This window comes from Buchnera aphidicola (Aphis fabae) (assembly GCF_009069125.1).
GTDB lineage: Bacteria > Pseudomonadota > Gammaproteobacteria > Enterobacterales > Enterobacteriaceae > Buchnera > Buchnera aphidicola_BB.
Genome location: NZ_CP042427.1, coordinates 442,571 through 465,669, shown reverse-complemented (window position 1 = coordinate 465,669; position 23,099 = coordinate 442,571). Strand labels below are relative to the sequence as shown.

The 23,099-nt window shown below is 26.6% G+C and carries 19 protein-coding genes and 4 tRNA genes; 15 read left to right on the top strand and 8 right to left on the bottom strand.

Features of this window, described 5'->3' with window-relative positions:
- Nucleotides 1-55: 55 nt before the first annotated feature.
- The 7 genes from cysE to argC all read right to left on the bottom strand — a co-directional run bounded on the left by cysE (nt 56) and on the right by argC (nt 6,450).
- Entirely contained in the window at nt 56-883 is an 828-nt protein-coding gene (gene cysE / locus FQV33_RS02320; protein WP_158348237.1) for a serine O-acetyltransferase, read from the bottom strand.
- A 37-nt stretch (nt 884-920) separates the two neighbouring features.
- Nucleotides 921-1,358: a protein-export chaperone SecB gene (gene secB, locus FQV33_RS02315; RefSeq protein WP_158348235.1), complete on the bottom strand. Its 438-nt coding sequence runs from the start codon at nt 1,356-1,358 to the stop codon at nt 921-923.
- Nucleotides 1,359-1,421: 63 nt separating this feature from the next.
- Entirely contained in the window at nt 1,422-1,850 is a 429-nt protein-coding gene (locus tag FQV33_RS02310) for a rhodanese-like domain-containing protein (protein ID WP_158348234.1), read from the bottom strand.
- 138 nt (nt 1,851-1,988) lie between these two features.
- Nucleotides 1,989-3,368, bottom strand: coding sequence for an argininosuccinate lyase (gene argH, locus FQV33_RS02305; RefSeq protein ID WP_158348232.1), 1,380 nt, complete (start codon nt 3,366-3,368; stop codon nt 1,989-1,991).
- A gap of 54 nt (nt 3,369-3,422) precedes the next feature.
- Nucleotides 3,423-4,631 (bottom strand): argininosuccinate synthase, encoded by a 1,209-nt coding sequence (locus FQV33_RS02300; RefSeq protein ID WP_158348230.1) that lies wholly within the window; start codon nt 4,629-4,631, stop codon nt 3,423-3,425.
- 26 nt (nt 4,632-4,657) lie between these two features.
- On the bottom strand, nt 4,658-5,431 hold the full coding sequence (gene argB, locus FQV33_RS02295; protein WP_158348228.1) for an acetylglutamate kinase: 774 nt from the start codon (nt 5,429-5,431) through the stop codon (nt 4,658-4,660).
- 14 nt (nt 5,432-5,445) lie between these two features.
- Nucleotides 5,446-6,450, bottom strand: coding sequence for an N-acetyl-gamma-glutamyl-phosphate reductase (gene argC / locus FQV33_RS02290; RefSeq protein ID WP_158348226.1), 1,005 nt, complete (start codon nt 6,448-6,450; stop codon nt 5,446-5,448).
- Nucleotides 6,451-6,610: 160 nt separating this feature from the next.
- Here argC and argE point away from each other — a divergent pair, with 160 nt between their 5' ends.
- Nucleotides 6,611-7,756 carry an acetylornithine deacetylase gene (argE, locus tag FQV33_RS02285; RefSeq protein WP_158348224.1) on the top strand — a complete coding sequence of 382 codons (1,146 nt, stop codon included), beginning with the start codon at nt 6,611-6,613 and terminating at the stop codon, nt 7,754-7,756.
- A gap of 27 nt (nt 7,757-7,783) precedes the next feature.
- On the opposite strand, the gene metF is transcribed toward argE, so the two are convergent.
- Nucleotides 7,784-8,665 carry a methylenetetrahydrofolate reductase gene (metF, locus tag FQV33_RS02280; RefSeq protein ID WP_158348222.1) on the bottom strand — a complete coding sequence of 294 codons (882 nt, stop codon included), beginning with the start codon at nt 8,663-8,665 and terminating at the stop codon, nt 7,784-7,786.
- Between the two features lie 107 nt (nt 8,666-8,772).
- On the opposite strand from metF, the gene murB reads away from it, so the two are divergent.
- The 14 genes from murB to FQV33_RS02210 all read left to right on the top strand — a co-directional run bounded on the left by murB (nt 8,773) and on the right by FQV33_RS02210 (nt 23,023).
- Entirely contained in the window at nt 8,773-9,816 is a 1,044-nt protein-coding gene (gene murB, locus FQV33_RS02275) for a UDP-N-acetylmuramate dehydrogenase (protein WP_158348220.1), read from the top strand.
- A 173-nt stretch (nt 9,817-9,989) separates the two neighbouring features.
- Nucleotides 9,990-10,062, top strand: a tRNA-Thr gene (locus tag FQV33_RS02270).
- 13 nt (nt 10,063-10,075) lie between these two features.
- Nucleotides 10,076-10,157: transfer RNA gene (locus tag FQV33_RS02265), tRNA-Tyr, on the top strand.
- 5 nt (nt 10,158-10,162) lie between these two features.
- Nucleotides 10,163-10,234 (top strand) — tRNA-Gly (locus FQV33_RS02260).
- 12 nt (nt 10,235-10,246) lie between these two features.
- A tRNA-Thr gene (locus FQV33_RS02255) sits at nt 10,247-10,319 on the top strand.
- 233 nt (nt 10,320-10,552) lie between these two features.
- The gene (gene secE / locus FQV33_RS02250) at nt 10,553-10,936 is read left to right on the top strand and encodes a preprotein translocase subunit SecE (protein ID WP_158348218.1); all 384 of its coding nucleotides are present in this window, start codon (nt 10,553-10,555) and stop codon (nt 10,934-10,936) included.
- Between the two features lie 3 nt (nt 10,937-10,939).
- Nucleotides 10,940-11,485 (top strand): transcription termination/antitermination protein NusG, encoded by a 546-nt coding sequence (nusG, locus tag FQV33_RS02245; protein ID WP_158348216.1) that lies wholly within the window; start codon nt 10,940-10,942, stop codon nt 11,483-11,485.
- 36 nt (nt 11,486-11,521) lie between these two features.
- Nucleotides 11,522-11,950, top strand: a complete 429-nt coding sequence (gene rplK, locus FQV33_RS02240) for a 50S ribosomal protein L11 (protein WP_158348214.1) — start codon at nt 11,522-11,524, stop codon at nt 11,948-11,950.
- A 2-nt stretch (nt 11,951-11,952) separates the two neighbouring features.
- Nucleotides 11,953-12,648 (top strand): 50S ribosomal protein L1, encoded by a 696-nt coding sequence (gene rplA / locus FQV33_RS02235; protein ID WP_158348212.1) that lies wholly within the window; start codon nt 11,953-11,955, stop codon nt 12,646-12,648.
- 190 nt (nt 12,649-12,838) lie between these two features.
- Nucleotides 12,839-13,336, top strand: coding sequence for a 50S ribosomal protein L10 (rplJ, locus tag FQV33_RS02230; RefSeq protein WP_158348210.1), 498 nt, complete (start codon nt 12,839-12,841; stop codon nt 13,334-13,336).
- Nucleotides 13,337-13,405: 69 nt separating this feature from the next.
- Nucleotides 13,406-13,774, top strand: coding sequence for a 50S ribosomal protein L7/L12 (rplL, locus tag FQV33_RS02225; RefSeq protein ID WP_158348208.1), 369 nt, complete (start codon nt 13,406-13,408; stop codon nt 13,772-13,774).
- 225 nt (nt 13,775-13,999) lie between these two features.
- Nucleotides 14,000-18,028 (top strand): DNA-directed RNA polymerase subunit beta, encoded by a 4,029-nt coding sequence (gene rpoB / locus FQV33_RS02220; RefSeq protein WP_158348206.1) that lies wholly within the window; start codon nt 14,000-14,002, stop codon nt 18,026-18,028.
- A 73-nt stretch (nt 18,029-18,101) separates the two neighbouring features.
- Entirely contained in the window at nt 18,102-22,337 is a 4,236-nt protein-coding gene (rpoC, locus tag FQV33_RS02215) for a DNA-directed RNA polymerase subunit beta' (protein ID WP_158348204.1), read from the top strand.
- Nucleotides 22,338-22,750: 413 nt separating this feature from the next.
- Nucleotides 22,751-23,023: an HU family DNA-binding protein gene (locus tag FQV33_RS02210; RefSeq protein WP_158348202.1), complete on the top strand. Its 273-nt coding sequence runs from the start codon at nt 22,751-22,753 to the stop codon at nt 23,021-23,023.
- Nucleotides 23,024-23,099 lie beyond the last annotated feature (76 nt).

Below are 23,099 nucleotides of genomic sequence, written 5' to 3'. Positions count from 1 at the left end.
ATAACATATAAACTATGTTTTTAATAAAACACAGGAGTTTTAATTTTAAATAATATTAAATACCATCTCCATATTTAAATTGTTCTATACCATCTAAAAATGTATTTTTATCTTCTTTAAAAAAAGAACTTGAATTATTTATTTGCTTTACAATCTTAGCCGGAACTCCAGCAACTGTAACACATGGAGGTATGTTTTTTAAAACTACTGAACCAGCACCTATTTTTGTTTCGGAACCAATTTCAATATTCCCTAATATTTTAGCTCCTGCACCTATACTAACTTTACTCCGAATTATGGGGTGTCTATCTTTTCTATGGTTTTTACCTGTTGCACCTAAAGTAACAGAATGTAAAATTGAAACATCATCTTCTATAATTACCCCTTCTCCAATAACAATACCAGTTGCATGATCAAGCATTATTCCAGAACCAATAGATGCAGCTGGATGAATATCAACTGAAAAAACAGTAGAAATTCTACTTTGCAAATACATTGATAACGCATATTTTTTTTTATTCCAAAGATAATGACTGATTCTATAGGATTCTAATGCATGAAAACCTTTAAAATATAAAAAAGGTGTTAAATAGTTATTGACAACTGGATCTCTTTGTAAAATAGCTTTTAAATCCTTAGCTACTAAATTTAACATTAAACAATCATTTAGATATATATTATTTAAAATATGTTGAATATTCTTTTCAGAAATTGTTAAAGAAGATAACTTAGTCGATAATATATAACTTAAGGAACTACTTAATTTATCATGTTTTAATATATTTTCTTCATATAAAACAGATAAAATTGGCTCTTTTTTCGACGCAATTTTAGCTTCGTATAATATTATATTCCATAGTTCTAAAATTTCTGAAGAACACATATTTTTTCCTTAAAAACATTATTAAAAATTTAAAACATTAGTTTGTATTAATATTATTTTTTTTTAAAATATCATCAAAATTAATAGGAGCAAGATTTAATTGAGGAAAACTTCCATAGGATACTAAACTAGATATACATGTTCTAGCATATGGAAATAAAATGCTTGGACAATACGAACCTATATAATATTTTAATTCTTGTTCGTTAAAGTTATCAATAAGAAAGATACCTGCTTGATGTACATCACATAAAAAAACTAAACTATTTTTAGTTTGTACTATTACTCTAACTTGTAAAATAATTTCAAAAATATTTAATTTTAATTTTTTAACATTTGTATTCATATTAAATTTCATAGTTGGAATACATTGTTGTTCAAAAATTTCTGGTGTATTAGGTGCTTCAAAAGAAATATCTTTTATATAAATTCGATGAATTGAAAAAACTTTTTGATTTAATTTTTTTTCTGGCATGAAATATCCTAATACTTAATATTTAATTAAAATTTTATCTTATAATGGTTAACAATTATTATTTTAATTTTTAATAACAGGTAGATTTTCCATATTCCAAGAATCCATTCCATTTTTTAAAATATAAATATTTTTTATCCCATTATCCATAAAGTTTTTAATATATTTATTATTATTTGATGATGAATGTATTATAAGAATAACAGGAATAACAGTAGATAAATTTAATTCTTGAATTTTTTTAAAAGAAATTTTTTTTAATGGAATATGAATAGCATTTAAAATATGACCTGAATTATATAATTCTAAAGACCGTGTATCAATTATTTTAGCATTTTTTTTATTAATTAAATTAATTGCATAAAAACTATTAATTAATTTTGCTTTTAAATAAAATTGTTTAAAAGTTAAAAAAATGATAATACTAAGTAAACAAAACCATAGGGTACTAAGTATTAAATTGTTCGATATAAATAATAATATATTATTCACGAAATAAAAATCCTACTTTTTGTAAATTATAATAATTGTATATTTAAATAGTTTTAATTTTGGCATTTAAAAAAACTTTAAATGCCTGAAAATATAAAATTAAAAGTGATAATTATACTTTAATATTTAATAAAAAAATTATACGATATTTAATCGTATTTTTTCGTTTTTAATTGTTTCTTGAACTTGATTTAATGACACTCCACCTTTGGATACACGTTTTTTAATACATGCTTCTAAAGTAATATGATCATATATATCATTTTCTATAAGCTGACTATATTCTTGAAATTTAGATAAATCTAAATCTTTTAACGCTTTATTTTCATTTATAGCTTGCAATACTATTTTCCCAGATATATGATGCGCTTCTCGAAAAGAAATTCCTTTTTTCACCAAATAATCTGCAACTTCTGTAGCATTAGAATAACCTTTTTCTGCTGCTTGATAGCACAATAAACGATTTAATTTTATATTTTTTAAAACTAAGCTAGCCATTGACAAAGAACTATTCCAAGTTTTAATTGCATCAAAAAGACTTTCTTTATCTTCTTGCATATCTTTATTATAAGACAATGGTAAAGCTTTTAAAACAACTAAAATTGAAAATAAAGATCCATATACACGACTACATTTTCCACGTATTAATTCTAAAGCATCTGGATTCTTTTTTTGAGGCATTAATGATGAACCTGATGTGATAGAATCAGATAATTCAATAAAATTTGCTTCACTAGAATTAAAAAAAATTAAATCTTCAGAAAACCTAGATAAATGCATCATACTAATTGAAGCTGAAGCTAATAGCTCTATAATATAATCTCTATCTGAAACACTATCTAATGCATTATTAGTTGCGGAACTAAAACCCATAGATAATGCTAATTTTTCACGATCAATATTCCATGCCGTACCAGATAATGCACCTGATCCTAATGGGCTAATATCTAATCTTTTTAAAGTATCTTTTAAACGACCAAAATCACGCTTTAACATTTCTACATAAGCTAAACACCAATATGAAAAAGTAATGGGTTGTGCACGTTGTAAATGAGTATATCCAGGAATTATAACATCACAATGTAGTTCAGCACTTAAAATAAATTGTTTTTGAAGATATAAAATACTTTCTAATAAAATCTGAATATTATTTTTACACCATAATTTTAAATCAGTTGTAATTTGATCATTACGACTTCGACCTGTATGTAATTTCTTACCTACTTCTCCTATTTTTTTAATAAGATTAACTTCTATCCAGCTATGAATATCCTCACAATCACTTTTAAGAATTTGTTCTGGATTTTTATAAATTTCCTGTTTTAAAGAAATTAATGCGCATTCTATTTTTTCTTGCTCTTTTTTAGTTAAAACACCTGTTTCAACAAGTGCATAAGACCAAGCAATTGAAGCAAATATATCCTCTTGAGCTAAAATATAATCAAATGATAAAGAAGTATTAAATTTTTTAAATAATTTATTAGATTCATCAAGGAATCTTCCACCCCAAAGCGACATATATTTTCTCTAATAAAAGTAATGAACTCGATAAATAATTATTTTTTATAAAAATTATTTTAACTTATTTAAAGCACGTATTCTAGAAGAAAGAGAAAATAAACGAATAAATCCTTCTGCATCTGAATGTTTATAAACTTCATCTTTACTAAAAGTTGCATATTCTTGAGAATATAGCGAATCTAAAGATTTTTTTTGAACAGCAGTTACACTACCTTTATATAATTTTAAAACTACCTCTCCATTTAATGAAGCAGCTAATGAATCAGCAGCACATTGTAAAGATTCACGAATTGGAGTAAACCATCGACCATCATAAACTACTGAAGACATTTCTAAACCAATTTTTTCTCTCCATTGAAAACTTTCCCGATCAAAAACCAATTGTTCAATTGCTCTTAAAGCAATATTAATAATTGTACCACCTGGAGTTTCATAACAACCCCTAGATTTAATTCCAACAATTCTATTTTCAACAATATCTAATCGTCCTATAGCATGATTAGATCCAATTTTATTTAATTTACTAATACATTGTAAAGGAGTTACATCTTTATTATTAATAGATACTACAGATCCTTTAATAATATGTAACAAAATATATTCTGGTTTTTCTGGAGCTTTTTCTGGTTCTATAGTCCAACTCCAACAATCTGAATTTGTTCTGTTCCAAAGATTTTCCAGCAAACCACCTTCTGTAGAAATATGTAAAGCATTCTCGTCTTTGCTATAAATTTTTTCTAACGTTGCTGTAGTAGAAATATTTTTTTTATTTAAATACTTTAATAGTGATTCTCTTGAATTTAAATTCCATTGTCTCCAAGGAGCAATGACTTTAAGATGCGGAGCTAATGCTGCATAAGTAATCTCAAAACGAACTTGATCATTACCTTTTCCTGTTGCACCATGACATAAAAATTTAGCTCCAACACTTAAAGCAAGTTCTACTTGTTTTTTTGCTATAATAGGTCTAGCTAAAGCAGTTCCTAATAAATAAGTACCTTCATATAAAGCACCTGTTTTTAATATAGGAAAAACATAATCTTCTATAAACTCATCTTTTAAATCAAAAATATGGCAGCTAGAAGCGCCAGATTGCAATGCTTTTTTATTAATATCATTTAAATCATCTTTTGATTGACCGATATCTGCCACAAAAGCAATAACATCAACTTTATAAGTTTCTTTTAACCAAGGTATAATTGCAGAAGTATCTAATCCTCCTGAATATGCCAATACAACTTTTTCAAGATTCTTATTCATATTTAAATACCTTTAATATAATCAAACTATGATAAAACTCGTGTTCCAATATTTATACCATTAAATAATAATTTTAAATCTTCTATATTTTGCCAGCTTGCAATATCTACTGAACGATTCAAAATTTTAGCTGCGTCTAGTGCTGCATTTACTTTAACAATCATACCATCCGTAATAATTCCTTGAGAAATTAATTTTTTAGCTTGAATATTATTTATTTCTTTAATTCTTTGACCTTTACCATCTAATATTGAACTGATATCTGATAATAAAATTAAATGAGCCTCCAATGTCGTTGCTAATGCTGTTGCAGCTAAGTCTGCATTTACATTCATTAATTGACCATCATTAGTAATACCTATAGAACTAATAATTGGCAAAATACTTTGTTTACATAAATTTAATAAAAAAACAGGAGATCCCGATGTAACTTTTCCAACATGTCCTAAATCTTTATCTAATATTTCTGTATTTGTACTCTTTCCATCAGATAAACATAATCCTACAGCATTAATTTTATTTTTTAATGCCCATGCTAGAAGAATTTTATTAGCTGTTCCAGCCAAAGCACCCGTAATAATATTTATATGTTCAGAAGGAGTAATTCGTAATCCATTTTTTTTCTTTACTGGTAAAGATAATTCATTCATTAAATTATCTATTAATCGTCCACCTCCATGAATTATTACAATACTGCGTTTATTAGATTGTTGATACTCATAAATAGCTTTAAATAAACCCATCATTGCATTATCACTTTCTAAAAGAACTCCACCTAATTTAATAACTAAAGGAGTCATCATTAAATACCTCGTCAAATAATTGATTCTGTTTCAGAAAATCCAAAACGAATATTAAAACATTGTACTGCTTGAGCAGCTGCACCTTTTAATAAATTATCTTCAGCTGTTACAATAACAAGATATTCATTTCTAATAGTAAATCCAATGTCACAAAATGGTAATTTTGCTATTCCTTTAATACTTGGAAAAGTGTTTTTATATATTCTAATTAATGATTTATCTTTATAAAAAGTATTATATATATCATAAATGTTAGTTAACTTAAGATTTGTTTTTAATTTACATACAATAGTGGCAATGATACCTCTTGAAAATGAACCCAAGTGTGGAATAAAAACTACTGGAATACCTAGATGCTCTATAATTTCTGGAGTATGACGATGTGTAAAAATATTATATGGAGCTAAACTAACTTCACAAAAACTATTATTAATATTAGGTTGTCTACCAGCACCACTAACACCACTAATTGCATTAACTATAGGAATATATGATTTAGATAAAACATCAGCTTCTACAAAAGGTTTTAGTGCTAATTGTATACAAGTAGCATAACAACCTGGAACCGCAATTAATTTAGCTTTTTGAATTTTTTTATAATTCCATTCAGCTAGTCCATAAATAGATTTTTTTAAAATTTTTTCATAATTATGAATAAAACCATAATATTCTAAATAAATATCAATATTATTTATTCTATATGCGCCCGATAGATCTATTACAATATAATTATACTCCATAAACAAAGGAACCAAAGTATGACTAACATTATGATCTGTAGCTAAAAATACAACATCTATATTATCTTTGATTAAAGTAAAATCTTCAATAGAATCAAATGGAATATTTATAATATTTGTATATTCTGGATACAAATCAGAAAATGATTTTCCTATATTAATACTATCTTTAGAAACAAAAATTTTTTTTATTCTAGCAAATTTATGACGATTAATATAATTAACTAATTCTGCTCCAGAGTATCCACTGGCACCAATAATTACAACATTTAACATAAATTAAAAACCTTAAAAAACAAAAAACTATTATAAAAAATTAATTTATTAAATTATTTAAATATAAAACAATATTACACTTTTATTAATCTCATTGATGTTTTTACTTTACAAGTAAGATATGTTTTAATATATAAAAAATCTCAAAAAGTTTTATTAAATGAATAGAAAAATACCTTCTTTTATTGAAATATATAAATCACTAATTAAAATACCTACAATTAGTAGCGAAAAAAAAACAATAGATCAAAGTAATAAAATTTTTATTGATTTATTATCAAATTATTTTTCAGAATTAAATTTTTCAATACAAATAAAAAACATACCTAATACAAATAAATTTAATATGTTATCCTCATTTGGAACAGGAAAAGGAGGTTTATTATTTTCTGGACATACAGATACAGTTGATTTCGATCAAAATACATGGACTAAAGATCCTTTTAAATTAACTGAAAAAGATAATAAATTATATGGATTAGGTGTAGTAGATATGAAAGGATTTTTTGTTTTTTTATTAGATATTATATCTTCTATAAACATAAAAAAAATTAAAAAACCAATTTATATACTTGCTACAGCCAATGAAGAAACAGATATGTCTGGAGCAAGATATTTTGCTCAATCTACAAGTATTAAACCAGATTGTATTATTATTGGCGAACCCACATGTTTAAAATTAGTCAATGCTCATAAAGGTCATTTGTCATATAAAATTGATATTTTTGGTCATACTGGGCATTCAAGTAATCCTGATAATGGTATTAATAGCATTGAAATTGCATATAAAGTAATAAAAGAATTAATTAATTTAAAAAAATATCTTCAACAAAAATACTCACATAAAGATTTTTCTATTGCACATCCAACTATGAATTTTGGATCTATAAAAGGTGGCAATTCAATTAACCGAATTTGTTCATTGTGTAGTATAACTTTTGAAATACGACCTATACCTCAACTAAATCTTAAAACACTTGAAGTACTATTAAAAGAAAAACTAAAAAAAATTAAAAAAAAATGGCCAAATCGAATTTTTTTAAAAAATCTTTTTTTTTCTGTTCCTGCATATGAAATATCTAAAACTCATCACATAGTTCAAAAAATAGAAAGTTTCTGTAAAATTAAATCTAAAAGTGTAAATTATTGTACAGAAGCACCATTTTTAAAAAATATTGCACCTACATTAATTTTAGGTCCTGGTTCAATTGAACAAGCACATTATCCAGATGAATATTTACATTGTGATTTTATTCAACCTACAAAAAAAATTTTAAAAAAAATAATAATGAATTTTTGCTATTAAAAAAATAATGTATATAATTTCTACATTTTACAAACCAAATAAACGACAGATAGAATATACTATATCTGATTGATTTAAAGTATAAAAATGAAAATTTTTTACACCTTCTTCAGATAAATTTTTTATAATATCTATTACTATACTTGCACCTATAACTTTTTGAGCAACTAGATCATCAGTTAATGTATCAAAAATTTCAAACATCCAATATGGAATACTAACATTAGTCATTTTAGAAAATCGTTTTAACTGTTCAAAATTATAAATAGGTAGTATACCTGGTATAATTTCAACATTTATATTATTTTTAATACAATTATCTCGAAAACGTAAATAACTTTCAGTATTAAAAAAAAACTGAGTAATAGCTCGATTAGCACCTGCATCTATTTTCTTTTTTAAATTTAAAATATCAGATTTTGAATTTGTTGATTCTGGATGTGTTTCAGGATAAGCGGCTACAGAAATATCAAAATCAGCTATTTTTTTTAATAAAATAACTAAATCACAAGCATACATTTCATGCAAATGATATTTATCATTAGAATCTCCTCTTAAAGCAAATATGCTTCGAACACCGTTTTCCCAATAAAATTTTGCTATTTTTTCTAACTCCAGTGTTGTTGAATCAACACAAGTTAAATGAGGGGCTGTGATAACACCAGTTTTTTCATGTATTTTTTTTACAATTTTATATGTTTTTTCCCGTTCACCACTATTTGCTCCATAGGTGACAGAAAAAAAAAATGGTTTTAATTCATTTAATTTAATCACAGAATTAAATAATTTATTTTCTGAATCTATATTTTTAGGTGGAAAAAATTCAAAAGAATATTTCATTTTTTTATTTAAGTTATTCAATTTTTGATCAATTATATCTTTATGATATTTATTTTTTAAAAAACTCATTTATAAAAACTCCACTAAAATATTTTAATTTCATCTATAATATTATAAGTAAACATACGATTTTTATACTTAAAATAGTATATCTTTAAACAATATTAAAAATTTATATGCATAAAAATCAAATCTATCAAAAATCTTTAAAAGATTTAAACACATTTTCTATAAATGTAACAGCAAAAAAAATTATTTTTATTAGAACCATTAAGTCATTAATTGATATTTGTAAAAAATGTGACTTATCTAATATTCCTTATATCATTTTAGGAGAGGGTAGTAATGTACTGTTTTTAGAAAATTACAAAGGAATAGTTATTATTAATAGAATTAAAGGAATTACAATTAAAGAAAAAAAAAATTTTTGGTTATTACATGTTCTTTCAGGAGAAAAATGGAATGATTTAGTTAAATATACATTAAGAATGGGTTTTTTTGGATTAGAAAACTTAGCATTAATTCCTGGTTGTTTAGGATCTGCTGCAATTCAAAATATCGGTGCATATGGTTTAGAGTTAAAAAATGTATGTCAATATGTTGATATTATTTCTTTAAAAAATTCTAAAATAATAAGAATTGAAAAAGATTTATGTAAATTCTCTTATCGAAATAGTATTTTTAAACATAAGTATACAGAAGGATATGCAGTACTTGCTGTTGGTATAAAAATATTAAAAAAATGGAATCCTATTGTTTTTAAGTCATTTTTTAAAAACATAAATATTACAAAAATAAATCCTTATAAAATATATAATAGTATATGTAGAATAAGAAAAAAAAAACTACCTAATATTAATAAACTAGGAAATGCAGGTAGTTTTTTTAAAAATCCTATTATTTCTAAAAAAAATGCAAAAAAAATTTTATCTTTATATATGAATATACCATATTATTTCCAAATTGATGGATCTATAAAAATTTCAGCTGCTTGGTTAATTGAAAAATATGATTTTAATAATATTAAAATTGGAGACGCAGCTATTTATCAAAAACAAAAGCTTATATTGATTAATCAGAAAGAAGCAAAACCAAAAGAAATTTTAAAACTAGCCAAAATAATACAAGAATCTATTTTAAAAAAATTTAAAATATGGTTAGAACCTGAAATAGATTTTATTAATTCTTCAGGGAAAATAAAATTATTGAAAAATATTTAATTTAAATATTTATAAATCAAATTTTTTATCTTAAAACATTATTTTATTTATTATATTAACTAATAATTTGAAAAAAAAATTATTTTTCAAAAAACCTTGCAATAACAACGAAAAAACATATAATATTAAAAAGTCAAATTTATTTGATTAATTTAAAAAATAATTTTAATATAGCCGGCTTAGCTCAGCAGGTAGAGCAACTGACTTGTAATCAGTAGGTCACCAGTTCGATTCCGGTAGCCGGCACAATATTTTTATAGGTGGGATTCCCGAGCGGCCAAAGGGAGCAGACTGTAAATCTGCCGTCTGAGACTTCGAAGGTTCGAATCCTTCTCCCACCAAAAATGCGGACATCGTATAATGGATATTACCTCAGCCTTCCAAGCTGATGATGCGGGTTCAATTCCCGCTGACCGCTCAAAAAATTACTGCTGATATGGCTCAGTCGGTAGAGCACACCCTTGGTAAGGGTGAGGTCCCCAGTTCAATTCTGGGTATCAGCATTATTTTTTTTATTTAAAAAACTAATAAAATTTCAAAAATAATATTCAATCCAAACATCTCAATCTCACCTATAATTAAAATTTTCTAAATCCTAAAATCAATATATCTTTAAAAAGATTTTAATTTTTCAAAACATTTTTTAAAATTTATATTTTAAAAAATTAAATATTAAAAAATTCTAACATATTTTTTCTTTTAATTATTTTATTTTTTGTAATGCGCAGGAGAAACTATGAATATACAAATGCCTAATCAGAAAAAATTTAAAAATATAGAAAAAATAAAGTGGATTTTTATATGTATAAATTTTATTTTATGTATTTTAATTGACTATTATTTTAGTAAAATAAATTTTTTTATCCGAATTTCATTAATATTTTTTTTAATTAGTTGTACAATCGGTATCTTAATTAGTACAGAAAAAGGAAAATCTATTCTATTATATGTAAATGCCTCAAAAAGTGAAATGAAAAAAATAATATGGCCTAAATATAAAGAAACTTTATATACTACACTTATAATTATTTTTGTGACAATATTTATGTCGCTACTTTTGTGGGGTCTAGATAATATTATATTTCGTTTAATAGCATTTATTATTAATTTAAGGTTATAAAAAATGCACGAAAGCTCAAAAAAAAAATGGTATGTATTACAAGCTTTTTCTGGTTTTGAAAGTCGTGTTGCTCAATCAATACGAGAACATGTTAAATTAAATAAAATGCAAAATTTTTTTGGGGAAGTAATGGTTCCATCTGAAGAAGTAGTAGAAATTAGAGGAGGACAACGTAGAAAAAGTGAATATAAATTTTTTCCAGGATATGTTTTAATTCAAATGATTATGACAGATGCAACATGGCATTTAATTAGAAATATTCCTAGAGTATTAGGTTTTATTGGAGGCAAATCAGATAAGCCATCACCAATCAGTAATAAAGAAGTAGAAACTATTGTTAATAGACTGCGTCAAATTGGTGATAAACCAAGACCGAAAACTTTATTTGAACCAGGAGAAATGATTCGAGTTAACGATGGTCCTTTTGCTGATTTTAACGGAGTGGTAGAAGAAGTAGATTATGAAAAAAGTAGATTAAAAGTATCTGTCTCTATTTTTGGAAGATCTACTCCTGTAGAGTTAGATTTTAGACAAGTTGAAAAAAATTAAAAACATTTTTATATAAATACTAAAGAGAATCTTGAAATGGCAAAAAAAATACAATCTTACATAAAACTTCAAGTATCTGCTGGCATGGCAAATCCAAGTCCTCCAATAGGTCCTGCATTGGGACAAAAAGGAGTAAATATTATGGAATTTTGTAAACTATTTAATGCAAAAACAGAAAATATAGAAAAAGGATTACCTATACCAGTAATTATAACAGTATATTCTGACCGTTCATTTACATTTATAACTAAAACACCTCCAGCTTCTATCTTATTAAAAAAAGCCGCTGGAATTAAATCGGGATCTAGTAAACCGAAAACAGAAATGAAAGGTAAAGTAACAAAATTACAAATTGAAGAAATAGCTAATATCAAAAAAAAAGACATGACTGGTTCAAATATTCAAAATATGATTCAATCTATCAAAGGAACAGCTAAATCTATGGGTTTGATCATCGAGGATTAATTATGATTAAAATTGCTAAACGTATGAAAAAAATAAAAAAAAATGTTGAAATTAACAAATTATATCATATTGATGAATTAATTACATTACTAAAAAATTCATCAAAAGTAAATTTTATTGAAAGTATTGATATCGCTGTTAATTTAGGAATAAACCCAAAAAAATCAGATCAAAATATACGAGGAACAACTATATTACCACATGGTATTGGTCGTATTGTTAAAGTGGCTGTATTTACTCAAGGTGAAAATGTTGAAATAGCCAAAAAAGCTGGTGCAGAATATATTGGAATGGAAGAATTATCTGAAAAAATAAAAAAAGAAGGTATTATGTTTAATACTGTTATTGCATCACCTGACGCTATGAAAGTTGTAACTCAATTAGGTCATATATTAGGACCTCGTGGATTAATGCCTAATCCTAAATTAGGTACAGTGACAACAAATATTGCTGAAGCAATTAAAAATGCAAAAACAGGACAAATTTGTTATCGAAATGATAAAAACGGAATCATTCATGCTACTATCGGAAAAATTAACTTCGAAAACATTCAGATTAAAGACAATTTTAATACTTTTTTAGAATCAATAAAAAAATCAAAACCACCACAATCTAAAGGAATATACATAAAAAAAATTGTCTTATCTAGTACTATGGGAATCGGTTTAACTCTAGATCAATCGAATCTATCTTTATAATAAGATGTTTTTACTTTACGATAGAAAAAAAATTATTTATAATGATATCCCCTTTTTAAAAAAAATTCAAAATTTATTTTAATAAATTTTTTATAATCATAAAGAAACAATAATACTAATCCCAATTATTACTTAGTATACTTAATTAAAAATCTTTTCTCTAAATAAAAATATAGGAGAATACGATAAAATGGCGTTAAATCTTAACAAAAAAAAAACAATTGTTTCTAAAATAAATCAAATTTCTAATTCAGCTTTATCAGCTGTAATTGCAAACTCTCAAGGAATTTCTGTAAATCAAATAAATCAATTAAGACAGTCAGGACGTAAATTAGGCGTAAAAATGAGTATTGTACGTAATACTCTATTATCTTTAGCAATTAAAAATACAGCTTTTGAATGTTTAAAAAAAATTATAAAAGGTTCTACTTTTATAGCTTATTCTACAAATCATCCAGGTAGCGGAGCTAGATTATTTAAAAAATTTGAAAAAAAAAATAAACAATTTAAAATTACAGGAGCAGTATTTGAAGGTAAACTATTATCTAATTTAGAAATAAATCAACTTGCAGATATGCCAACTTATGAAGAAGCAATAGCAAAACTTTTATTAATATTAAAAATATCAGCTGCTGGAAAACTTATTTATACATTATCTGCTATAAAACAGAAAAAAGAAACCTCTTAAAAGAGGTTATTATTTTTGATGTATTATTAACATCTAAAATAATTCTAATTGTTATTAGGAATTATTGTTATGTCTATTACTAAAGAACAAATTTTAGAAGCTGTATCAGAAATGTCTATTATGAATGTTGTAGAACTTATTTCAGCAATGGAGAAAAAATTTGGAGTTTCTGCAAATATGTCTATGCAGTCCAATAACAACAATGAAAAAAAAGCTGCTGAAGAAAAAACAGAGTTTGATCTTTTTTTAAAAGTTATTGGTCCAAATAAAGTTTCAGTTATTAAGAGTGTTCGTAGTGCAACTGGTTTAGGACTAAAAGAAGCTAAAGATTTAGTAGAGTCTGCACCAACTGTTATAAAAGAAAACATGAATAAAAAAGATGCAGAATCACTTAAAAAAACTTTAGAAGATGTTGGTGCTGAAATCGAAATTAAGTAAAATATTATATATTTTAATTTAATTAACTTCCACATATGGCTGGTGTTTTTAATTCACCAGCCCTTTTACATAATATAAAATATTTAAAAAATTTTAAAAATACTTTTAAAACAAAAATTATTTAAACAACTGAAAACAAATAATTAAAATAAAAAATGTCTCTTCTTCAGATTAAAAGGCAATAATATTAGTCTGCATTTATCTGTCAACGAGCTTAGGAACCCTATGGTTTACTCTTATACCGAAAAAAAACGTATTCGTAAAGATTTTGGAAAACGTCCTCAAATTTTGGATATACCATATCTTCTTTCAATTCAACTTAATTCTTATAAAAAATTTATCAAAATAGACCCAGAAGGACAACATGGATTAGAAGCAGCTTTTCAATCAGTATTTCCTATACGTGGTTATAATGGAAATTCTGAATTACAATATGTAAGTTATAGATTAGGAGAGGCAACATTTGATGTTAAAGAATGTCAAATACGAGGTGCTACTTATTCTGCTCCATTAAGAGTCAAATTAAGATTAGTTATTTATGAACGTGATATATTAGAACCGACAGTTAAAGATATTAAAGAACAAGAAGTATATATGGGTGAAATACCATTAATGACAAATAATGGAACTTTCATAATTAATGGTACAGAAAGAGTTGTTGTATCTCAATTACACCGAAGTCCTGGTGTATTTTTTGATAGTGATAAAGGAAAAACACATTCTTCAGGAAAAGTTTTATATAATGCTCGTATTATTCCTTACAGAGGATCATGGTTAGATTTTGAATTTGATCCAAAAGATAATTTATTTGTTAGAATTGATAGACGCAGAAAATTACCAGTCACTATTATTTTACGTGCTCTTGAATATGACACAGAAGAAATATTAAATTTATTTTTTGAAAAAAATATTTTTAAAATAGATAATAATAAAATTGAATTAGAATTAGTTTCAGAAAGACTTCGAGGTGAAACTGCTTCTTTTGATATTCAAAAAAATGGGAAAATATATATTAAAAAAGGGCGTCGTATTACTGCTCGACATATTCAAGAATTAAATAGATCTAAAATTCAATCTATTATAGTACCAGTAGAATATATTCTAGGAAGAATAGTCTCAAAAAACTACTTAAATCCAATAACAAAAGAAATAATTATCTCAGCTAATACAGAATTATCTTTAGAAACACTAACAAAATTACGTAAATTAAATTTTTCATATATTGAGACACTTTTTACTAATGATTTAGATCATGGTCCATATATTTCTGAAACACTTCGTATTGATTCGTCATACGATAGAACAAGTGCATTAATGGAAATTTATCGCGTAATGAGACCTGGAGAACCCCTTACCAAAGAAGCTACAGAAAATTTATTTGAAAACTTATTTTTTTCTGAAGATCGATATGATCTTTCATCTGTTGGACGTATGAAATTTAACAGATCTTTATCACGTAAAAAAATCGAAGGACTAGGAACATTAAATAAAGAAGATATAATTGATGTAATAAAAAAATTAATTGACATCCGAAATGGAAAAGGAGAAGTAGATGATATCGATCATTTAGGAAATAGACGAATTAGATCAGTAGGAGAAATGGCAGAAAATCAATTTAGACTTGGTTTAGTCAGAGTAGAAAGAGCTGTAAAAGAAAGGTTGTCAGTAGGAGATTTAGAAACTTTAATACCACAAGATATGATCAACGCCAAGCCAATATCTGCAGCTGTAAAAGAGTTTTTTGGTTCCAGTCAATTATCTCAATTTATGGATCAAAATAATCCTTTATCAGAAATTACACATAAACGAAGAATTTCAGCTTTAGGATTAGGCGGTTTAACTAGAGAAAGAGCTGGTTTTGAAGTAAGAGATGTTCATCCAACACATTATGGTCGAGTTTGTCCAATAGAAACACCAGAAGGGCCTAATATTGGATTAATTAATTCTTTATCAGTATATGCAAGAACTAATTCATATGGTTTTTTAGAAACACCTTATAGAAAAGTAAAAAATAGATTCGTGACAAAAGAAATTCACTATTTATCTGCAATAGAAGAAGGTAATTATATTATAGCACAAGCTAATACAAATATAGATAAAAACAATTTTTTTATTGATGATTTAGTAACTTGCAGACATAAAGGAGAATCAAGTTTATTTAATTGTAATCAAGTTGATTATATGGATGTGTCTACTCAACAAATTGTATCTGTTGGAGCATCTTTAATTCCTTTTCTTGAGCATGATGATGCAAATAGAGCTTTAATGGGAGCAAATATGCAACGCCAAGCAGTACCTACTCTAAAAACTGATAAACCTTTAGTAGGTACAGGAATGGAAAGAGCTGTAGCTGTAGATTCAGGAGTTACAATTGTAGCAAAAAGAAGTGGTATTGTTCAATATGTAGACGCTTCTCGAATTATAATCAAAGTTCATGAAAATGAAACATACTTGGGAGAAGCTGGTATAGATATTTATAATTTAACTAAATATACTCGTTCAAATCAAAATACTTGCATCAATCAAAAACCATGTGTTCAATTAAATGAAAAAATAAATAAAGGAGATGTATTAGCCGATGGACCATCTACTGATTTAGGCGAATTGGCATTAGGACAAAATATGCGAGTAGCTTTTATGCCTTGGAATGGATATAACTTTGAAGATTCTATATTAGTTTCAGAAAAAGTTGTACAAGAAGATCGATTTACTACAATCCATATTCAAGAACTATCCTGTATATCTAGAGATACTAAATTAGGACCTGAAGAAATTAGTTCAGACATACCTAATGTAGGAGAAGCGGCTCTATGTAAATTAGATGAATCAGGAATTGTATATATTGGAGCTGAAATAAAAGGAGGAGATATTTTAGTAGGAAAAGTAACGCCTAAAGGAGAAACACAATTAACACCAGAAGAAAAATTATTACGTGCTATTTTTGGTGAAAAAGCATCTGATGTAAAAGATTCATCATTAAGAGTTCCTAATGGAGTATCTGGAACTGTAATTGATGTTCAAATTTTTACACGAGATGGTGTAAAAAAAGATAAAAGAGCTTTAGAAATTGAAGATATGCAACTTAAAAAAGCAAGAAAAGATCTTACAGAAGAATTTAAAATATTTCAATTAAGCTTATTTCTCAAAATTAAAAAAACTCTTTTATCTTTCAATATTGAAATAGAACATTTAAATCAATTACCTTTTGAAAAATGGCTTTCAATTAATGTGCAAAAAGAAGATCAAAAACAAAAAATAGAAGAATTTGTACAACAACATAATGAATTAAAAAAAGAATTCGAAAAAAAAATAGAAATAAAACGTCGAAAAATCACACAAGGTGATGATCTTGCACCAGGAGTATTAAAAATAGTAAAAGTATATCTAGCAGTAAAACGTCAAATACAACCAGGCGATAAAATGGCTGGAAGACATGGAAATAAAGGAGTAATTTCTAAAATTAATCCTATTGAAGATATGCCGTATGATGAAAATGGAATACCAGTAGACATTGTTTTAAATCCTTTAGGCGTACCATCACGTATGAATATTGGACAAATCTTAGAAACACATTTAGGAATGGCTGCAAAAGGAATTGGAGATCAAATTAATAACATGCTAAAAAAACAAGAAAAAATATCTCACTTAAGAAAATTTATTCAAAAAACTTTTGATTTAGGAGAAAACTTAAGACAAAAAGTAAATTTAGAAGAATTTTCAAATGAAGAAGTATTGCATTTAGCACAAAATTTAAGAAAAGGTGTGCCTATTGCAACACCAGTATTTGATGGTGCAAAAGAAAATGAAATAAAACAAATGTTGAAATTTGCAAATTTACCTATATCTGGACAAATTTTTCTTTTTGATGGAAGAACAGGAGAAAGGTTTGAAAGACCAGTTACTGTTGGTTATATGTATATGTTAAAATTAAATCATCTAGTAGATGACAAAATGCATGCTCGTTCAACTGGTTCTTATAGTCTTGTAACTCAACAACCATTAGGAGGGAAAGCGCAGTTTGGCGGACAAAGATTTGGTGAAATGGAAGTTTGGGCATTGGAAGCGTATGGAGCTTCTTATACATTACAAGAAATGTTAACTGTGAAATCTGACGATGTCAACGGAAGAACTAAAATGTATAAAAATATTGTAGATGGTAATCATCAAATGGAACCTGGAATGCCAGAGTCATTTAATGTGTTATTAAAAGAAATTCGTTCACTAGGAATTAATATTGAATTAGAAAACGAATAAAAAATATTTAATATATTAAGTCAATATATAGATTTAAAACCTTCAAAAGTTTCACTCCAATGAGAGCTCATGCGTGAAAGATTTACTAAAATTTTTAAAAGCCCAAACTAAAACCGAAGATTTTGATGCTATCAAAATTTCATTAGCATCACCAGATGTAATTAGATCTTGGTCATTCGGTGAAGTTAAAAAACCAGAAACGATTAACTATCGTACATTTAAACCAGAAAGAGACGGATTGTTTTGTGCACGTATTTTTGGTCCAGTTAAAGATTATGAATGTCTATGCGGAAAGTATAAAAGATTAAAACATCGAGGTGTTATTTGTGAAAAATGCGGTGTTGAAGTTACACAAAGTAAAGTAAGACGTGAACGAATGGGTCATATAGAACTTTCATCTCCTACAGCTCATATTTGGTTTTTAAAGTCATTACCATCACGTATAGGTTTATTATTAGATATGCCATTAAGAGATATTGAAAGAGTACTCTATTTTGAATCCTATGTTGTTATTAATCCAGGTATGACTCATCTTGAAAAAAATCAAATTTTAACAGAAGAACAATATTTAGATGCATTAGAAGAATTTGGAGATGAATTTCATGCAACAATGGGTGCAGAAGCAATCCAATTATTACTAAAAAATATGCATTTAATAAAAGAATGTGAAAACTTAAGAATAGAATTAAATGAAACAAATTCTGAAACAAAACGAAAAAAATTAACAAAAAGAATTAAACTAATCGAATCATTTCTACAATCTAATAATAAACCAGAGTGGATGATTCTTACTGTTTTACCAGTACTACCTCCTGATTTAAGACCATTAGTACCGTTAGATGGTGGTAGATTTGCAACATCTGATCTAAATGATTTATATCGAAGAGTTATTAATAGAAATAATCGATTAAAAAGACTATTAGATTTAGCTGCTCCTGATATTATTGTTCGAAATGAAAAAAGAATGTTACAAGAAGCAGTAGATGCACTCCTAGATAATGGAAGAAGAGGAAGAGCTATTACAGGATCTAATAAAAGACCTCTTAAATCTTTAGCTGATATGATCAAAGGCAAACAAGGTAGATTTCGTCAAAATTTACTTGGAAAACGTGTAGATTACTCAGGCAGGTCAGTTATTACTGTTGGCCCTTATCTACGACTACATCAATGTGGTTTGCCTAAAAAAATGGCTTTAGAACTTTTTAAACCATTTATATACGGAAAATTAGAAGTACGAGGTTTAGCAACCACCATAAAAGCTGCAAAAAAAATGGTAGAAAGAGAAGAATCTGTAGTTTGGGATATATTGGATGAAGTAATTCGAGAACATCCAGTATTATTAAATCGAGCACCAACGTTACATAGATTAGGTATTCAAGCATTTGAACCTGTTTTAATAGAAGGAAAAGCAATTCAATTACATCCATTGGTTTGTGCTGCTTATAACGCTGATTTTGATGGTGATCAAATGGCTGTTCACGTTCCATTAACACTAGAAGCTCAATTAGAAGCTCGAGCGTTAATGATGTCTACAAATAATATTTTATCACCAGCTAATGGAGAACCAATTATCGTACCTTCTCAGGATGTAGTTTTAGGGTTGTATTACATGACTCGAGAAAAAATAAATGGTAAAGGAGAAGGTATGTTTTTAAATGGTTCTCATGAAGCAGAAAAAATATATCATTTAGGTATTGCTGAACTACATTCTTTAATTAAAATAAGAATAATAGAATATCAAAAAAATGAAAATAACGAGTTAATCCCTGTAAAAAAAATAGTTAATACTACTATAGGAAGAGCAATTTTATGGATGATTGTTCCTAAAGGTTTACCATTTAGTATGGTTAATCAAACTTTAGGCAAAAAAGATATTTCTAAAATGTTAAATATATGTTATCGAATTTTAGGCTTAAAACCTACTGTTACTTTTGCCGATCAAATTATGTATACTGGTTTTGCTTATGCAGCAAGATCAGGAGCATCTGTCGGTATTAATGATATGGTTATACCAGAAAAAAAATCAAATATTATTTATGAAGCAGAAATTGAAGTTGCTGAAATACAAGAACAATTTCAATCTGGTTTAGTTACAGCAGGAGAAAGATATAATAAAGTTATTGATATTTGGGCTGCAGCAAATGAAAGAGTAGCAAAAGCAATGATGGAAAATTTATCTACAGAATTAGTTTTAAATAAAAAAGGAAAATTAAAAAAACAAATTTCTTTTAACAGTATATTTATGATGGCTGATTCAGGAGCAAGAGGATCTGCAGCTCAAATTCGTCAATTAGCTGGAATGCGTGGTTTAATGGCTAAGCCTGACGGTTCTATTATTGAAACTCCAATTACAGCAAACTTTAGAGAAGGTTTGAATGTATTACAATATTTTATTTCCACTCATGGAGCTCGAAAAGGATTAGCTGATACAGCATTAAAAACTGCTAATTCTGGTTATTTAACCCGTCGTCTTGTAGATGTAGCACAAGATTTAGTTGTTACAAAAAAAGATTGTGGGACACATGAAGGAATTATAATGACTCCATTAATCGAAGGTGGAGATGTTAAGGAAGCATTACGTGAAAGAGTTTTGGGTCGAGTAACTGCAGAAAACATATTACATCCTAATACTAAAAAAATACTAATTGAACGAAATACATTATTAAACGAAAAATGGTGTGATCTATTAGAAAAAAATTCTATTGATACTATCAAAGTAAGATCAGTAGTTAATTGTGATACCGATTTTGGTGTATGTGCATACTGTTATGGTCGAGATTTAGCAAGAGGTAATTTAGTTAATAAAGGAGAGGCAATAGGAGTAATTGCTGCTCAATCTATAGGAGAACCTGGTACTCAGTTAACTATGAGGACTTTTCATATTGGAGGAGCTGCATCAAGAGCAGCAACTGAATCTAGTATACAAATTAAAAATAAAGGCATTATAAATCTTAATAATGCAAAGTCTGTAACTAATTCTTCAGGGAAAATAGTTATAACATCAAGAAATGTAGAATTAAATATTATTGATAAATTTGGAAGAACAAAAGAAAGCTATAAAATACCTTACGGATCTATAATGGCTAAAAAAAATGGAGAAGAAGTTACTTCTGGAGAAACTATAGCGAAATGGGATCCACATACTATACCAGTAATTACAGAAGTAAATGGATTTGTTCGTTTTGTAGATATGATAGATGGTCAAAGTATTACAAGACAAGCAGATGAGTTAACCGGATTATCTTCAATAGTAGTTTTAGACACAGCTGAAAGAATGACTATTGGTAAAGATTTGAGACCTTCATTAAAAATTATTGATGAAAAAGGAAACGATGTACTTATTTCAGGAACAGAAATGCCTGCTCAATATTTTTTACCTGGAAAAGCAATCGTACAATTAAATGATGGTGTTAAAATCAGTTCAGGTGATACTTTAGCAAGAGTACCTCAAGAATCAGGAGGAACTAAAGATATCACTGGAGGATTGCCAAGAGTCGCAGATTTATTTGAAGCAAGACGTCCAAAAGAACTAGCTATTTTAGCTGAAATTAGTGGGATTGTTTCATTTGGAAAGGAAACAAAAGGGAAAAGAAGATTAATTATTACTCCAGTAGATGGCAATGATTCATATGAAGAAATGATTCCAAAATGGAGACAGTTAAATGTCTTCGAAGGTGAACGAGTCGAACGAGGCGATGTTATCTCTGATGGTCCAGAATCACCACATGATATTCTTCGTTTACGAGGTGTACAAGCTGTAACTAAATATATAGTCAATGAAGTACAAGAAGTATATCGTTTACAAGGTGTAAAAATTAATGATAAACATATTGAAGTTATCGTTAGACAGATGCTTAGAAAAGCAACAATAATTAAATCGGGAAATTCAGATTTTTTAGATGGAGAACAAGTTGAATTTTCAAGAATAAAAATTTCAAATCGTATATTAAATAAAAAAAATAAAATGCCAGCTACTTTTTCAAGAGATTTATTAGGAATTACTAAAGCATCGTTAGCAACTGAATCATTTATATCTGCTGCATCTTTTCAAGAAACAACTAGAGTCTTAACAGAATCAGCAGTAGCGGGAAAAAAAGACGAACTACGAGGATTAAAAGAAAATGTCATTGTTGGTCGTTTAATTCCAGCAGGTACTGGATATGCATATCATAAAGAACGATTAAATCGTCGTAAAACTACAAATAATAATCATACATTAAATAATAGCAATAATAATTCATCTTCACAAGTTAGCGCAGAAGAAGCATCTGCAAGTTTATCTGAGTTATTAAACTCTACTCTTACATAGAAACTATATCTATATAATTTTTGTAAAATATAATAAAACATGGCTGCTCTATAAAAGCAGCCTAAATAATTTATAAAAATATTAAAAATAAATTTTTATTACAATAACAATATATACTTTATTTATACTATCTTTTTATTTTTTTTTAGATATATTATATATCTTAATTTTATTTAATTCATTTAATTAATCTTTTTTTATCTTAAATTAATTTTAAAGAATATAATATCAATCAAATTTCAATTTAAATTATATAAAATATCAACTTAAATATGTTTTTAAAATTTTTAAAAACATAAAATTTATATTAAAAATAATTTATTTTGATTAAAAAAAAAATACGTTCTTTTATTAAAATTCACATCAACATAATTTAAATTAATTATTATTTTTTTAAATAAAAAGGGAAGATAATGAATAAAACTCAATTAATTAATATTATTTCTAAAAAATCTAATCTATCTAAAATACAAGTTAAATCTACTTTAGAATCAACACTATCGACTATTGTCGACTCTTTAAAAAAAGGTGAATCCGTACAAATAGTCGGATTTGGTACATTTAAAGTAAATTTAAGAGCTTCTCGAACAGGAAGAAACCCACAAACAGGAAAAGAAATTATTATTCCCGCAACAAAGGTCCCTAGTTTTATATCTGGAAAAACATTAAAAAATGCAATTAAATAAAAAATCATTACATTAAAAATTTCAAGGGGGCAAAATGCCCCTATGAAATTAAATATCTGAAAAATTTTTAAATAAA

Excerpts from the sequence above, each read along its gene's own strand:
- argH (WP_158348232.1), bottom strand. The coding sequence starts at position 3,368 with ATGTCGCTTTGGGGTGGAAGATTCCTTGATGAATCTAATAAATTATTT.
- FQV33_RS02210 (WP_158348202.1), top strand. The coding sequence starts at position 22,751 with ATGAATAAAACTCAATTAATTAATATTATTTCTAAAAAATCTAATCTA.
- rplA (WP_158348212.1), top strand. The coding sequence starts at position 11,953 with ATGATTAAAATTGCTAAACGTATGAAAAAAATAAAAAAAAATGTTGAA.
- argC (WP_158348226.1), bottom strand. The coding sequence starts at position 6,450 with ATGTTAAATGTTGTAATTATTGGTGCCAGTGGATACTCTGGAGCAGAA.
- nusG (WP_158348216.1), top strand. The coding sequence starts at position 10,940 with ATGCACGAAAGCTCAAAAAAAAAATGGTATGTATTACAAGCTTTTTCT.
- rpoB (WP_158348206.1), top strand. The coding sequence starts at position 14,000 with ATGGTTTACTCTTATACCGAAAAAAAACGTATTCGTAAAGATTTTGGA.
- argE (WP_158348224.1), top strand. The coding sequence starts at position 6,611 with ATGAATAGAAAAATACCTTCTTTTATTGAAATATATAAATCACTAATT.
- rplK (WP_158348214.1), top strand. The coding sequence starts at position 11,522 with ATGGCAAAAAAAATACAATCTTACATAAAACTTCAAGTATCTGCTGGC.
- cysE (WP_158348237.1), bottom strand. The coding sequence starts at position 883 with ATGTGTTCTTCAGAAATTTTAGAACTATGGAATATAATATTATACGAA.
- secB (WP_158348235.1), bottom strand. The coding sequence starts at position 1,358 with ATGCCAGAAAAAAAATTAAATCAAAAAGTTTTTTCAATTCATCGAATT.
- FQV33_RS02300 (WP_158348230.1), bottom strand. The coding sequence starts at position 4,631 with ATGAATAAGAATCTTGAAAAAGTTGTATTGGCATATTCAGGAGGATTA.
- rplL (WP_158348208.1), top strand. The coding sequence starts at position 13,406 with ATGTCTATTACTAAAGAACAAATTTTAGAAGCTGTATCAGAAATGTCT.
- murB (WP_158348220.1), top strand. The coding sequence starts at position 8,773 with ATGCATAAAAATCAAATCTATCAAAAATCTTTAAAAGATTTAAACACA.
- metF (WP_158348222.1), bottom strand. The coding sequence starts at position 8,665 with ATGAGTTTTTTAAAAAATAAATATCATAAAGATATAATTGATCAAAAA.
- rplJ (WP_158348210.1), top strand. The coding sequence starts at position 12,839 with ATGGCGTTAAATCTTAACAAAAAAAAAACAATTGTTTCTAAAATAAAT.
- argB (WP_158348228.1), bottom strand. The coding sequence starts at position 5,431 with ATGACTCCTTTAGTTATTAAATTAGGTGGAGTTCTTTTAGAAAGTGAT.
- secE (WP_158348218.1), top strand. The coding sequence starts at position 10,553 with ATGAATATACAAATGCCTAATCAGAAAAAATTTAAAAATATAGAAAAA.